The organism is Streptomyces reniochalinae, assembly GCF_003323735.1.
Classification (GTDB): domain Bacteria; phylum Actinomycetota; class Actinomycetes; order Streptomycetales; family Streptomycetaceae; genus Streptomyces; species Streptomyces reniochalinae.
Window position 1 is genome coordinate 33,161 of the sequence record NZ_QOIM01000047.1, and the last position, 14,081, is coordinate 47,241.

The following is a 14,081-nucleotide window of genomic DNA, read 5'->3' on the forward strand; positions in this document are numbered from 1 at the left end:
CCCGCAACGGGGGACCGCTCATTCCAACTGCCGACTGCTGGCCGGTCGATCCGGTCGATCATGCGCCTCCTGCCCGGACAGCCGACAACAGTTCCAACCCGATGGTGCGAGACGATGTTCCCGCAGGCCAGGCGTATTCACCTGGATCCACTACGCCGACGGCGAACGCCCTCTTCCCGACGCGTCCGCACACGACGAGGCCCGTGCCTCAGCACCCCCGTTCCGCCCTGCGCCACCTGGGCTTTAAGGCTCCTGAAGCCTTCTTACCCGCTCGGTGTGACAATCCATGCGGCGTCGCCGGGATACGGTCCCCCACATCCGCTCAGGGCGAACACCGGGACACGGATGCGCGTCCGGCACTACGGGGCGTGCACACAATGGGTGATCACCCTCGACGTTCCGTGATCGCCGTGGCTGTCCCGGACCGGGTCACTCCCGTCGCCTCACCGCTCCGCGGCGTGCGTCACGGGCCGCCCGCGCTTCGCCTCGGGCCGCCGGGCGGGATCCGCGGGGCGCACCGGGGCCCTCGGGAGGCCCGCACGGGGCCTCCCGCACCGGGAAACGGCCATCGGATCGGGCCCGGACAACTGATCAACCGGAATGACTCAGCCGTTGGCCTTCTCGTACGCCTCACGAATGCTGGCGGGAACACGGCCGCGGTCATTGACCTCGTAACCCTGCTCCTTGGCCCACGCGCGGATCTTCGCCGTGTCCTGACCCGCGCCGGAAGCCGATCCTGAGCGGCCGCTCTTTCCGCGCGCGGAACGGCCACCGGTACGCCGCCCGTTCTTCAGATAGGGCTCCAGAGCGGAACGGAGCTTGTCCGCATTAGCGGTGGTGAGATCGATCTCGTACGACTTACCGTCCAGCGCGAACGTCACCGTCTCGTCCGCCTCGCCGCCGTCGAGGTCGTCGACAAGAAGAACCTGAACCTTCTGTGCCACCTGTTGCTCCCATTCGTACTGGATAACTGATTACAGATACCGACGTGGAAAGCAAACCGCTTTTGCGGGAGAAACACAAACCCTGTGCTGAGTTTGCCCGGCACCGCACGGGGATTGGCGGGACCTTTCGGACATAGTGGGGGGCCTTCGGGCGCCGCCGTTCACAGACGCAGCAGCATCCGGCTGTTGCCCAAGGTGTTGGGCTTCACTCGTTCGAGCCCCAGGAACTCGGCCACGCCCTCGTCATAGGAACGCAGCAGCTCGCTGTAGACGTCACCGTCCACAGGCGTCTGACCGATCTCCGTGAAGCCGTGCCGGGAGAAGAAGTCCACTTCGAAGGTCAGACAGAAAATGCGCCGCACCCCCAGCCAGCGTGCGGTGTGCAGCAGCTTCTCCAGCAGCAGATGACCGACGCCCGTGCCCCGCTGGGAACGGTCCACGGCCAGCGTCCTGACCTCCGCGAGGTCTTCCCACATCACGTGCAACGCGCCGCAGCCGACGACTTCCGCGTCGGCATCCCGTTCCGCGACCCAGAACTCCTGGATGTCCTCGTAAAGCGTCACGGTGGCTTTGTCGAGCAGGATGCGATCGCGCGAGTAGGTGTCGATCAGGCTGCGCACCGCCGGGACGTCGACCGTGCGCGCCCTGCGGATCGTGACCTGGGATAGCGGTGCGTGTTCTGCCATGAACGGACGCTATCGGGCGCCACCTGGGCCCTCGTCGCCGGGGGGATCGAGATGTACCCCGTTCAGATGTACGACGCGCAAGGCGGCGCGCAGCACGTCGACCTGTTCCGGCGACATCATCCCGAAGAAGTCGACGAGCGCGGCGGCCGGGTTGTCACTGGCCGACCACGCTTCGTTCATGAGAGCCGCGGAGTATGCGGCCCGGGTGGAGACCGCCGCATATCGATAGGCGCGGCCTTCTTGCTCCCGCCTCAGCCAGCCCTTCTGGCGCAGGTTGTCCATTACGGTCATCACCGTCGTGTACGCGACGGTCCGTTCCTTCTGGAGATCCTCGAGGACTTCCCGCACGGTGACCGGGCGGTTCCAGCGCCATACCCGGGTCATCACGGCGTCTTCCAGCTCTCCCAATGGCCTCGGCACGGAAGAATAATAGTGGAAAATGTCCGGATCGCGGGAATTACCCGGAAGGCGGGCAGTCGGCGCTGTCGGGGCGAGCGACCGCTCAGCTGCCGGACTTCCGCTGACCCGCCTCGGCACGGGAGAGGGCCGCGTCGACGACGGCGTCCTCCTTCGCCTTGTTCGCCCCACCCTGGCTCTTGATCATGGTGACGATGAGCGCGGTGAAGGCCACCGCCATCACGACCGGCGGGGTGAGCGCGGCAAGGTAATCCATGACGTGAGCCTCCTCGACGAACCAGACCCCCAGCCTACGCCGCCGCCCTCACCCGAGGGGACGCACCACCCCGCCGGGCGGGGTCGCCCCGGGCCGGAGGGCGGGCCGCAGGGGGTCAGGCCGGGATCGAGCGCGGGCGGCCGTCGGCGGAGCGGGCCGGGCGCGCATGCCGGACCCCGGCCTCGCCCTGGTCCCGGTCCCCGTCCTGGTCCTCCCGCTCGGGAGAGGGGGCCGCCGGCGGGGTCCGGCGGCGGGGCGGGAAGACCTCGGCGGGCGTGGGGACGGGGCGGGACGGCGGGGCCGGCTCCGGGGACCCGGGCCGCTCGGCGGGACCGGGGTTCACCGGACCAGGAGAGGGCTCCCCTTCCCGCTCCCGCTCAGCGTTCTCGTCCCCCCGCACGTCCTGCCCGGAGGCGACCTCAAAGTACGCGGATTCCGAGTCCGACGCGGAACCGCCCTTGGCGGTGGAGCCCGAGCCGGAGGCGGAAGCGGTCTCGGGTTCTGTGGCCGCGCCCGGCAGGGGGACATGACCGGGCGCGACGGCAGCGCCCGCCACCAGAGCGTCCCGGGGGACCGTGGCAGCGTCCGCCTCGGGGAGATTGCCGAGCGCGGCCGCGCCGGGAGCGGAGGCCGTGCCCGGAGGCGCCGTGGCGGGACCGGGCGCGGGGCCTGGTGTCGGGCCTGGCGTGGGGCGGGGGGCCGTGGACGGGCGGGGCGGGCGCGCGGGGTTGTGCGGGGCGGGGAGGGCGAGGGGTGCCGAGCGGGCGGGAGGCACGTGGGGGCCGCGCTCGGCGTGCGTGCCGCCGGTGGTCGTCTCCTCGGCCGGATCCTCCCCGCCGGCTGCCGGTCCCTCATCGGCGGGCCGGCGCCCCTGGGGGACGTACGCGGATGCCAGCGCCTCGGCGCGGCGGAGGAGCCGGCTGCGGCGCGCCCGTTCGTCGGACCCCGTCCGCCGGGCGCACAGCCCGCGGAGGGCGGCCAGGTCGTCCCGGGTGGGCCGGTGGCCGGATTCGAGGGCTGCCTCCAGCTGGTCGAGGTAGCCGGCGGCGGCGCCGGGCAGGGCCCCGCGGTAGCGGGCGAGATCGGCCCGCAGGAAGGAGCGCAGCCTGCTGCCCTCACGGACGGCTTCGTCCACGGCCTGGGCGAGCCGCAGGTACGCGCGGGCGTCCTCGGGCGCGGGTGCGGACTTGAGGGCGGTGGCGAGGGCGCCGCCGAGCACGCGCAGCTCGTCGGCGCTGAACGCCACGCCGCCTCGGGAACCGTGTGGCGTGGGCATGGGGAGACGATAGGCGCCCCATGCCCTAAATGTGCTTATCGCCCGATTTATGGGCGTGGCGCTCGCGGACGGGACGGCGCGTCCCGCCCCGTCCGCCGTGGCCGGGCCCGTCAGCCGCGCTCGACGTTCCGTTCGTAGACCAGGCGGAGCCCGATCAGGGTGAGCCACGGCTCGTGCTCGTCGATGACCGCGGACTCGCCCAGGACCATGGGGGCCAGGCCGCCGGTCGCCAGGACGGTGACGTCCTCGGGGTCGTCGGCCAGTTCGGACGCCATACGGTGGACGACGCCGTCGACCTGCCCGGCGAAGCCGTAGACGATGCCGGACTGCATGGCCTCGACCGTGTTCTTGCCGATGATGCTCCGCGGCCGGGCGATCTCGATCTTGCGGAGCTGGGCGCCGCGCATCCCGAGCGCGTCGACGGAGATCTCGATGCCGGGCGCGATCACGCCGCCCACGTACTCGCCGCGCGCGGAGACCGCGTCGAACGTGGTGGCCGTGCCGAAGTCGACGACGACGCACGGGCCGCCGTACAGCTCGACGGCCGCGAGCGCGTTGATGATGCGGTCGGCGCCGACCTCCTTCGGGTTGTCCATGAGGATCGGCACGCCCGTCTTGACGCCGGGTTCGACGAGCACGGCCGGGATGTCGCCGTAGTAGCGCCGGGTGACCTCGCGCAGCTCGTGCAGCACGGAGGGCACGGTCGAACAGATGGCGATGCCCTCGACGTTGTCGCTCAGGTCGTCGCCGAGGAGGGGGTGCATGCCCATCAGGCCCTGGAGCAGCACGGCCAGTTCGTCGGCGGTGCGGTGCGCCTCGGTGGAGATGCGCCAGTGCTCGACGATCTCCTCGCCGTCGAAGAGGCCCAGCACGGTGTGGGTGTTGCCCACGTCGATGGTGAGCAGCATCAGGGCCGCTCCTTACCGGAGTCGGCCGGGCCATGGGCGCCGTCGGCTCGGCTCTCGGCGCGCAGGTCGAGGCCGATGTCGAGGATCGGGGACGAGTGCGTCAGCGAGCCGACGGCCAGGAAGTCGACCCCGGCCGCGGCGTACTCGGCGGCGTTGTCGAGCGTGAGGCGGCCTGAGGACTCCAGCCGCGCCCGCCCGGCGACCAGCGTGACGGCCTCGGTCGTCATGCCCGGCGTGAAGTTGTCCAGCAGCAGCAGGTCGGCGCCCTGGTCCAGGACCGGCGGGATCTGGTCGAGGCTGTCGACCTCCACCTCGATCGGCACGTCGGGGAACTCGGCCCGCACGCGGGCGAACGCCTCCGCGACGCCGCCGGCCGCGATGACGTGGTTGTCCTTGATGAGCGCCGCGTCCGAGAGGGACATGCGGTGGTTGACGCCGCCGCCGCAGCGCACCGCGTACTTCTCCAGGGCGCGCAGCCCCGGGGTCGTCTTGCGGGTGTCGCGGACCGCGGTCTTCGTGCCCTCCAGCGCGTCCGCCCACGCGCGGGTCCCGGTGGCGATACCCGAGAGGCGGCACAGCAGGTTGAGGGCGCTGCGTTCGGCCGTGAGCAGGTCGCGGGTGCGGGTGCGGACGGTGAGCAGCCGCTGCCCTGCCTCGACCCGGTCGCCGTCCAGGACGTGGCGTTCGACCTCGAACTCGTCGGTGCAGACGACGGAGAGGACGGCCTCGGCGACGCGGAGTCCCGCGGCGGTGCCCGCCTCGCGGGCCGTGAAGTCGCCTGTGGCGACGGCCTCGTCGGGAATGGTCGCCACGCTGGTGACGTCCACGCCGCGGTCGAGGTCCTCCTCGACGGCGAGGTGGGCGATGTCCTCGACCTGGACCGGGTCGAGGCCCGCGTCGAGGAGGAGCTGGGCCAGGTCGGGGTCGAGACCGCACTCCAGCGGGTCGAGCCCCGGGTCGTCGGCGGCACCGGCCGAGCAGCCGCAGGCGTCGCCGCAGCCGCCTGCCTCCTTTGGCCGCTCCGCCGGGTCCCTGCCGATCTGGAGGAGGGGGAGGTCGTCGGTCACTTGTGCTCCTTGTGCTCGCTCATGACCGGGGGAAAGGCGGTCGTGTCGGTGGTGCGGACGGTGAAGTGTCCGCCGGGGGGCGTGCTGACGACCAGGTGACGGCGCCAGGCGGTGTCGTCGCGGTCCGGGTGGTCCTCCCGCCAGTGGCAGCCGCGTGTCTCCTCGCGGCGGAGCGCCGTCGCGACGAGGACCTGCGCGACCAGGTGGAGGTTGGCCGTCTCCCAGGTGTCGACGCCCGGTTCGGCGGGCTTGTCGTCCGGGGAGGGCGTGAGGGCGGCGAGCCGCTCGGCGGCCTCGGTGAGGGAGCGCGCGGAGCGCAGGACGCCCGCGCCCCTGGACATGGTGCGCTGGATCTCGGCGCGGGCGGTGGGCGGAAGGAGCGCGCCCCGGCCGGAGGGACCGCCCGCGGAGGGGGCCGCGGAGCGGGGCTCCGCGGCGCGGGACGACGCCCGGCCGGGGGCTGCGCCGGCCGGCCCTGAGGCCCGCTCGGCGATCTGCCCGGCGACCCGCTCCGCGATCTGTTCTGCGAAGACCAGACCTTCCAACAGGCTGTTCGAGGCGAGGCGGTTGGCGCCGTGCACTCCGGTGCAGGCGGTCTCACCGCAGGCGTACAGGCCGGGGACGGTGGTGCGTCCTGCCAGGTCGGTGCGGATGCCGCCGCTGGCGTAGTGGGCTGCGGGCGCGACGGGCACAGGATCGGTGACGGGGTCGATGCCGTGCGCACGGCACGCCGCGAGGATGGTGGGGAAACGGGACTCCCACATGGGGGCGCCGAAGTGGCGGCCGTCCAGGTACATGTGGTCGGTGCCCTGTTCGGCGGCGCGGCGCGTGATGCCCTTGGCGACGATGTCGCGGGGGGCCAGCTCGGCGAGGGGATGGGCGCCCTGCATGAAGCGGACGCCGGCCGCGTCGACGAGGTGGGCGCCCTCGCCCCGCACGGCCTCGGAGATCAGCGGCTGCTGGCCCTCCGCGTCGGGGCCGAGGTAGAGGACGGTGGGGTGGAACTGGACGAACTCCAGGTCGGAGACCTCGGCGCCGGCGCGCAGCGCGAGGGCGACGCCGTCGCCCGTGGAGACCGCCGGATTGGTGGTGGCCGCGAAGACCTGGCCCATGCCGCCGGTGGCCAGGACCACGGCGGGCGCGCGGACGGCCCCGACCCCGTCGTGCCGGCCCTCGCCCATCACGTGCAGGGTGACGCCCGCGGCGCGGCCTTCGGCGTCCGTGAGGAGGTCGAGGACGAGGGCGTTCTCGACGGTGCGGATGGACTGCTCCCGTACGGCCTCGACCAGGGCGCGGGAGACCTCCGCTCCGGTGGCGTCGCCGCCGGCGTGGACGATGCGGTCCCGGTGGTGGCCGCCCTCCCGGGTGAGGGCGATCCGCCCGGTCGCGGCAGAGGTGTCGAACCGGGCGCCGGACGCGATGAGCCGTCGTACCGCCCCGGGGGCCTCGGTGACGAGGGTGCGGACGGCTGCCTCGTCGCACAGCCCCGCCCCCGCTTCGAGGGTGTCGTCGAGGTGCTGCCCCGGGGTGTCGCCCTCGCCCAGGGCGGCCGCGATGCCGCCCTGGGCCCAGCGGGTGGATCCCGCGTCGAGCCGCGCCTTGGTGACGACGACCGTGCGGGCGCCGTGTGCCGCGCAGCGCAGGGCGGCGGTCAGCCCCGCGACGCCGGAGCCGACGACGACCACGTCGGCCTCCAGGCTCCAGCCCGGCGGCGGCGCGGGGAGGGCGCCGCCGGCTATGCCGGGGGTGGCTGCGGGCCGCCCACTGGTCCGGGTCATCACGAGGCTCCAAGGTGCAGGGGGACGTTGTCGATCAGCCGGGTGCGGCCCGCGCGGGCCGCGACGGCGAGGAGGGCGTCCCCCTGCCAGGCGGCGTCGGTGATCTCGCGGAAGCTCGCCGGGTCGACGAGGGCCACGTAGTCGACGTCGAGGCCGTCGGGTCCTTCGGCTGTGCGGCCCTGGCAGGCCAGCACGTCGCGGGCGGCGCGGAGCACGGCCACAGGTCCCGCGCCGGCCGCCTGTTCCCCGGCGCGCAGGGCGCGGGAGAGGGCGAGCGCGTGGGTGCGGTCGGGCTCGCCCAGGTAGCGGTTGCGGCTGGAGAGGGCGAGGCCGTCGTCCTCGCGGACGGTGGGCACGGCGACGATCGCGGTGGGGAAATTGAGGTCCTCGACCATGCGGCGGACCAGCGCGAGCTGCTGGGCGTCCTTCTGGCCGAAGAAGGCCACGTCGGGCGCGGTCAGGTGGAGCAGCTTGGCGACGACGGTGAGCATGCCGTCGAAGTGCCCCGGGCGCGAGGCGCCCTCCAAAACGTCGCCCATGGGGCCCGCCGAGACGCGCACCTGGGGTTCGCCGCCGGGGTAGACCTCCTCGACGGGCGGCGCGAAGACCACGTCCGCGCCCTCCTTGCCGGCGACCAGTACGTCGGCCTCCAGGGTGCGCGGGTAGCGGTCCAGGTCCTCACCCGCGCCGAACTGGAGCGGGTTGACGAAGACGGTGACGACGACCTGCCCGCCGGGCCCCACGCGCTCCCGGGCCGCTCGTACCAGCGCGGCGTGGCCCTCGTGCAGGGCGCCCATCGTCATGACGACGGCGCGCTCGGCGGTCGTGTCCCCGCGCCGGCCGCGCAGCTCGGTGGCGGTGGTGACGACGTGCGCGGTCATGCGCGGTCCTCCCCGTCGGCTCCGCCGTCCCCCTCGTCGGGGCCGCCCGTACTGTCCGCGCCGTCCGCGCCTCCGCCTCGCTCGTGCGTGCCGTCGCCGAGGACGTCCAGCAGGTCGCCGGCCGGCCCCGCCGTGAGCAGGCCGTGGTCGAGCGCGCGGTCGGCGGTGGCCCGCGCCATCGCCAGGTAGCTCGCCACCGTCCGCGGTGCGTGCCGGCGCAACTCGGCGACGTGGGCGGCGACCGTCCCGGCGTCCCCCCGGGCGACCGGGCCGGTCAGTGCGGCGTCACCGGAGCGCAGCGCGTTGTCGAGCGCCGCGCCCAGCAGGGGCCCCAGCATCCGGTCGGGGGCCTGCACACCGGAGGTGCGCAGCAGCTCCATGGCCTGGTTGACGAGGGTGACCAGGTGGTTGGCGCCGATGGCGAGGGCCGCGTGGTAGAGCGGCCTGGCCTCCTCGGCGACCCACTCGGGCTCCCCGCCCATCTCGATGACCAGCGCCTGGGCCGCCAGCCGCAGCTCCTCGGGCGCCGTCACCCCGAACGAGCACCCGGCCAGCCGCTGCACGTCCACCGCGGTGCCCGTGAAGGTCATCACCGGGTGCAGTGCCAGCGGCAGGGCCCCCGCGGCCAGCGCGGGTTCCAGTACGGAGACGCCGTACCGGCCCGAGGTGTGGACCACCAGCTGCCCAGGGCGCACGGCGCCGGTGGTGACCAGGCCCGCGACCAGGCCAGGCAGCGCGTCGTCGGGAACGGTCAGCAGAACGAGTTCGGAGCGGGCCAGCACCTCGTCGGGGCCGACCACGGGGACGCCGGGCAGCAGCTCGGCCGCGCGGCGCCTGGAGGCGTCCGAGACGCCGGAGACCGCGACCGGGCGGTGTCCCGCCAGCCGCAGCGCCGCCGCCAGCGCGGGGCCGACGCGGCCCGCGCCCACGACGCCGACCGCCAGCCGTGCCGGGCGGTCCTCGGCCCGCGCCGGAGCGGACGGCTCGGGTCCGCCACCGGCCGCGGACCGCGAGGGCCCCCCGGCGCTCTGCGGCCCGTCGCCCGGGTGCGGGTGGTGAGGGTGGTGTGCGTTCACGAAAGAGGCCTTCCGTATGCGTTCCGGTCCGCTCAGTGGCCGGTACCGGACGAGACCTCGCCATGCTAAGCCCTGCGCGCGCGCCGCCGGAGGGGTCGGGGTGCGGCCCCGCTCGCCGCCGAGCGCCGCTCGCGGCCCTGTTCGGCGGCCCGCCCGGCGGCGCGGGTTTGGCCGAGTTCCCTCCTGGCCTCCTTGCGCGCCACCCACCAGGCCCGCAGGAGCTTCGCCTCGTGCGTGCCCGGTGCCGGTGGCGGCGCCTGCCCCTGGGAGCGGAGCCGCCAGGTGTCCATCGCGTACTGCTCACCGATGCTCATGCCCCCGACGCTGCACCGCCGCCGCCCGGCCCGGCACGCGCATTGACCAGCCTCGTCAATCGGTACCCGTTCGATTGACGACGCTGGTCAATCGAGGGGGGAACGGCGCTGACCGGCAGGCAGGATGGAGGGCATGAGCGTCACCGTCCACATCGCGGGGCTTCCCCTGGAGCGTGTCGTCTTCTCCCCGTCGCCGCTGGCCGAACTGGGTACGGCGCTGCACACCCTGGCCGAGCCCGGACACCATCCCGGGGTGCACGGCTGGGCGACCGCCACCAACGCCTCGCTCAAGCAGGACCTGGCCGACCGGCTGTGCGAGGCCGACTTCCTGTGGCGGACGACCTTCTCCGACATCCTGCTGGGCTTCGCGGGGCTGCGGGACGCCTCCGCGCAGCCCGGCGGGACGCTCTCGCAGGACCTGGACCTGCTCGACCGGCTCGACGACGAGAGTTACGTCATGGCCGCCCTGGAGTTCACCTGCGGTGCGCTCTACGGAACCGACGCGGTCCGCTCCCCGCTGGCCGACCCGGCGCTGCGGGAGAGGGCCCTCGACCTGGCGGCGGCCCGGGGTCCGCAGCAGCAGCGGTTCACGCAGCGGCTGCTGGACGACCCGCCCGCCGTACGGTCCTGGATACGCCGCCTGTTCGAGGACTGCGACCGGGCCTTCTTCGCCGACACCTGGAACCGGGTGCGGCCGCAGCTGACCGCCGACGCGCGCGAGAAGACCGAGTTGCTGCGCCGCAGGGGGCTGGCGGCCACCCTGGCGGCCGTCTCCCCCGCGCTGTCGACCGACGAGGCGGGCAGCGTCATCGACGCCGACAAGCTCGCCAGCGCGCGCACCACCGCCGTGGACCCCGCGGTGGGGCCCGGCGTGACGTTCGTCCCGTCCATCCACCAGTGGCCGCATCTGCTGGTGCTGCACCGGCACGGGTGGCGGCCCGTCGTGCACTACCCGGTCGCGGCACCCGAGTTGCCAGGTCCGCTGTCGGTGGACCAGTTCAAGCTGCGGATGGAGGCCCTGGCCCATCCGATGCGGATGCGGCTGTGCCGGAACCTGGCGCGGGCGCCCTACTCCACCAGCGAACTCGCCGACCAGTACGCGCTCAGCTCCCCCGAGGTCTCCCGGCACCTGGCGGTGCTGAAGAAGGCGGGTCTGATCACCGCCAGGCGGCGCGGACGGTACGTGCAGTACCAGCTCGATCTCAAGGTGGTGGGACGGCTGGGCAGCGACTTCCTGGAGACGGTGCTGCGATGACGCCCGGGGCAGTGGCCCCGCTGATGCCCCGGGGGGGGCAGCGGCCGCCCGGGGGTCAGCCCCCCGCCCGTACCAGGCCCGTCTCGTACGCCAGGACGACCGCCTGGACGCGGTCGCGCAGCCCCAGCTTGGACAGGATGCGGCCCACGTGGGTCTTGACCGTCGCTTCGGAGAGCACCAGCCGGGCGGCGATCTCTCCGTTGGACAGGCCCTGGGCGATGAGCGTGAGCACCTCCCGCTCGCGTTCGGTCAGGCGTTCCAGCTCCTTGGCGACCGGCTCGGTGGCGGTGGCGGGCAGCACCGAGGAGAACCGGTCGATCAGCCGCCGCGTGGTGCTGGGCGCCACCACCGCGTCGCCGCTGTGCACCGCGCGGATGGCCTCCAGCAGGTCGCCGGGCGGCACGTCCTTGAGCATGAACCCGCTGGCCCCCGACTTGAGCGCGGAGAACGCGTACTCGTCCAGGTCGAACGTGGTCAGGATCAGCACCTTCGGACCGCCCGGGCCTCCCTCACCGCCCTCGCAGATGCGGCGGGTGGCCTCGACCCCGTCGACGTTCGGCATCCGCACGTCCATCAGCACCACGTCCACCGGCGTCTGCCGCAGGATCGCCAGCGCCTCCGCGCCGTCGCCCGCCTCGGCGGCGACCTCCATGTCCTGCTGCGCCGTGAGCACCATGCGGAAGCCGGTGCGCAGCAGCGCCTGGTCGTCGACGAGCATCACGCGGATCGTCATGCGGGGTCCTTCTCGATCGGGGGGCGGGGACAGCAGGGGACGGGAGTGCACGGGGCGGGAGGGGGCTTCGGCCGGAGGGGAGGAGGGGGCGTTGGCCAGGACGGGCGGCGCCCCGGTACTGCTCAGCCGGCGCCCTTGAGAGGGAGGGCCGCACAGATGCGGAAGCCGCCGCCGGAGCGGGGACCGGCCTCCAGCGCGCCACCCACCATGCCGACCCGCTCGCGCATGCCGATCAGCCCGTGGCCGAGACCGTCGGCGCCGCCCTCCTCGTACAGCTCGCGCTGGGCGCCGCGCCCGTCGTCCTCCGCGAGGACGGACAGCTCGTCGTCGGTGTACTGGAGCCGCACGGTCGCCCCCACGTCGGGGCCGCCGTGCTTGCGGGTGTTGGTCAGCGCCTCCTGCACGATGCGGTACGCGGTCAGCTCGACGCTGCTGGGCAGCGGGTGCGGGACTCCCTCGACCTGGAAGTCGACGGTCAGGCCCGCGCCGCGCACCTGTTCGACGAGGTCGGCGATCTGCTCCACACCGGGCTGCGGCACGTACGCGCCGCCGTCCCCCTTGGCACCGTCCTCGCTGCGCAGCACCCCCAGCAGGCGGCGCATCTCGGCGAGCGCCTGCCGGCCCGTGCCGGAGATGGTCTCCAGCGCCATGCGGGCCTGGTCGGGCGCGTTGTCCAGCACGTAGGCGCCGCCGTCGGCCTGGACGACCATCACGGACACGTTGTGCGCCACCACGTCGTGCAGCTCGCGCGCTATCCGGGCCCGCTCGGCGGCGACGGCCACCTTGGCCTGCGCCTCCCGCTCCTTCTCCAGCCGCCGGGCGCGCTCCTCCAGCTGGAGGTAGTAGGCGCGGCGGGTGCGCAGGGAGTCGCCGAGCACCCAGGCCATCACGAACGCCAGTGTCATGAACAGCGTGCCGAAGATGTCGTTCGCCAGGCCGCCCGTCGTGCTCGGCCAGCGCACCGCACTGATGCTGGGGGTCAGCAGCGCGCCCGCCAGCGCGAACCTGGAGGCCCACCTGACGTGCCGGGAGGCGACGGTGAAGACGATGACCAGGAACGCGAAGTTTCCGGGGAACGCGCTGACGTTGACGATCACCTGAGCCACGCCCGTACCGGTGGCCAGCACCAGCATCTTCTCCGGGGCCCTGCGGCGCAGCGCCACGACCGCGCTCAGCGCTAGCGCGATGGGGACCATCGCGATCTGCTCCTGGGGCGTGGTCGAGAGCCCCTCGGCCTCCGGCGGCGCTGACACGCTGGCGACGATCCACAGCGACGACAGCATCAGCAGCGCGACAGCCCAGAGGCTGTCCACCCACGTGGGGTGCCTGCGGATGAAGTCGTAGAGCCGGTGCACGTCACCCAGCGTATGCAGACCGGGCACGTGCGGGGGTCAGCCGGACGGCCGATCCGGGGACGGCGCTCCTACTCCCCAAGGTGGAGGGCGCCGGTCCGCGCATACGGTGAGGCCCATGCTCCCCCAGTTGCCCGGCTGGCGCTCGGCCACCGCGACCGCCCTCTACGGGCCCGGCGGTTTCTACACCCGTCAGGCGCCCGCCGCCCATTTCCGCACCTCCGTGCACGCCTCCGGGCACTTCGCCCACGCGGTGGCGCGTCTCCTGCTGCGGGTGGACGCGGCCCTCGGGCACCCTCCGCGCCTCGACCTGGTCGACGTCGGCGCCGGCGCCGGCGAGCTCCTCACGGGGGTGGCGGCCGCGCTGCGCGAGCACGAGGCCGCCGGGGCCGGGGCACTGGCGCGCCTGCGGTCCACCGCCGTCGAGCACCGGCCGCGCCCCGAGGGCCTCGACCCGGCCGTCCACTGGAGCGCGCGCCTGCCGGACCCCGCCACGGTGACGGGGCTGCTGTTCGCCAACGAGTGGCTGGACAACGTGCCCGTCGACGTCGCCGAGAACGACCGCACGGGGACGGCACGGCTGGTACTGGTCGCGCCCGACGGCAGCGAACGGCACGGGCCGCCCGTCACCGGCGCCGACGCCCGGTGGCTGGAGCGGTGGTGGCCGCTGGACCAGGCGGGCGAAGGGGCCCGCGCGGAGATCGGCCACCCCCGCGACGCCGCCTGGGCGCGCGCCGCCGGCAGCGTGCGCCGCGGCCTGGCCGTCGCCGTCGACTACGGGCACACCCGCACGACCCGCCCCCCGTTCGGCACCCTCGCCGGATACCGCGAGGGCCGCGGTTGCCTCCCCGTGCCGGACGGCAGCCGCGATGTGACCTCTCACGTGGCCCTCGACGCGGCCGCCGCGAGCGCGCCAGGCACCACCCGGCTGCTCGGCCAGCGCGCCGCCCTCGGCGCCCTGGGCGTGACGGGCCGCCGCCCGGACCTCACCCTGGCGAGCTCCGATCCCGCCGCCTACGTACGCGGGCTGAGCGCGGCCGGCGAGGCCGCCGAACTGCTGGACGCGGGCGGGCTCGGCGGCTTCGGCTGGCTCGTGTCTCAGATCGACTGCACGGTGGGGCTCGGCTGAGAGCCGCCT

The 14,081-nt window shown here is 73.9% G+C and carries 15 protein-coding genes; 2 read left to right on the top strand and 13 right to left on the bottom strand.

The annotated features are described in order from the left end of the window. Positions 1-605: 605 nt before the first annotated feature. From DQ392_RS30915 to DQ392_RS30965, 11 genes are all read right to left on the bottom strand, one after another. A complete protein-coding gene (locus DQ392_RS30915) occupies positions 606-944 on the bottom strand; it encodes a histone-like nucleoid-structuring protein Lsr2 (RefSeq protein WP_114019013.1) in 339 nt (112 codons plus the stop codon). Positions 945-1,105: 161 nt separating this feature from the next. Further along, entirely contained in the window at positions 1,106-1,630 is a 525-nt protein-coding gene (locus DQ392_RS30920) for an amino-acid N-acetyltransferase (protein WP_114019014.1), read from the bottom strand. Between the two features lie 9 nt (positions 1,631-1,639). Further along, positions 1,640-2,050: a BlaI/MecI/CopY family transcriptional regulator gene (locus tag DQ392_RS30925; RefSeq protein ID WP_114019015.1), complete on the bottom strand. Its 411-nt coding sequence runs from the start codon at positions 2,048-2,050 to the stop codon at positions 1,640-1,642. 82 nt (positions 2,051-2,132) lie between these two features. Beyond that, complete coding sequence (locus DQ392_RS34670) at positions 2,133-2,303, bottom strand: hypothetical protein (RefSeq protein ID WP_181856644.1); 171 nt, start codon at positions 2,301-2,303, stop codon at positions 2,133-2,135. A gap of 115 nt (positions 2,304-2,418) precedes the next feature. Further along, the gene (locus tag DQ392_RS36045) at positions 2,419-3,579 is read right to left on the bottom strand and encodes a hypothetical protein (RefSeq protein ID WP_181856648.1); all 1,161 of its coding nucleotides are present in this window, start codon (positions 3,577-3,579) and stop codon (positions 2,419-2,421) included. A gap of 110 nt (positions 3,580-3,689) precedes the next feature. Further along, positions 3,690-4,487 carry a type III pantothenate kinase gene (locus DQ392_RS30940; protein WP_114019016.1) on the bottom strand — a complete coding sequence of 266 codons (798 nt, stop codon included), beginning with the start codon at positions 4,485-4,487 and terminating at the stop codon, positions 3,690-3,692. Further along, entirely contained in the window at positions 4,487-5,554 is a 1,068-nt protein-coding gene (gene nadC, locus DQ392_RS30945) for a carboxylating nicotinate-nucleotide diphosphorylase (RefSeq protein WP_114019017.1), read from the bottom strand. Before nadC ends, DQ392_RS30940 begins: the two co-directional genes overlap by 1 nt. Next, a complete protein-coding gene (locus DQ392_RS30950) occupies positions 5,551-7,332 on the bottom strand; it encodes an L-aspartate oxidase (protein WP_114019018.1) in 1,782 nt (593 codons plus the stop codon). The genes nadC and DQ392_RS30950 overlap by 4 nt, the downstream gene beginning before the upstream one ends. After that, on the bottom strand, positions 7,332-8,213 hold the full coding sequence (gene panC, locus DQ392_RS30955; RefSeq protein WP_114019019.1) for a pantoate--beta-alanine ligase: 882 nt from the start codon (positions 8,211-8,213) through the stop codon (positions 7,332-7,334). Before panC ends, DQ392_RS30950 begins: the two co-directional genes overlap by 1 nt. After that, complete coding sequence (locus DQ392_RS30960; RefSeq protein ID WP_114019081.1) at positions 8,210-9,157, bottom strand: Rossmann-like and DUF2520 domain-containing protein; 948 nt, start codon at positions 9,155-9,157, stop codon at positions 8,210-8,212. Before DQ392_RS30960 ends, panC begins: the two co-directional genes overlap by 4 nt. A gap of 197 nt (positions 9,158-9,354) precedes the next feature. Continuing rightward, entirely contained in the window at positions 9,355-9,603 is a 249-nt protein-coding gene (locus DQ392_RS30965) for a hypothetical protein (protein ID WP_114019020.1), read from the bottom strand. A gap of 133 nt (positions 9,604-9,736) precedes the next feature. Here DQ392_RS30965 and DQ392_RS30970 point away from each other — a divergent pair, with 133 nt between their 5' ends. Then, positions 9,737-10,858 (top strand): DUF5937 family protein, encoded by a 1,122-nt coding sequence (locus DQ392_RS30970; RefSeq protein ID WP_114019021.1) that lies wholly within the window; start codon positions 9,737-9,739, stop codon positions 10,856-10,858. 55 nt (positions 10,859-10,913) lie between these two features. On the opposite strand, the gene DQ392_RS30975 is transcribed toward DQ392_RS30970, so the two are convergent. Then, positions 10,914-11,591, bottom strand: coding sequence for a response regulator (locus DQ392_RS30975; protein ID WP_114019022.1), 678 nt, complete (start codon positions 11,589-11,591; stop codon positions 10,914-10,916). Positions 11,592-11,713: 122 nt separating this feature from the next. Then, on the bottom strand, positions 11,714-12,946 hold the full coding sequence (locus DQ392_RS30980; RefSeq protein WP_114019082.1) for a sensor histidine kinase: 1,233 nt from the start codon (positions 12,944-12,946) through the stop codon (positions 11,714-11,716). 115 nt (positions 12,947-13,061) lie between these two features. Between DQ392_RS30980 and DQ392_RS30985 the strand changes: the two genes are divergently transcribed. Next, positions 13,062-14,072, top strand: coding sequence for an SAM-dependent methyltransferase (locus DQ392_RS30985; protein WP_114019023.1), 1,011 nt, complete (start codon positions 13,062-13,064; stop codon positions 14,070-14,072). Positions 14,073-14,081: the final 9 nt, after the last annotated feature.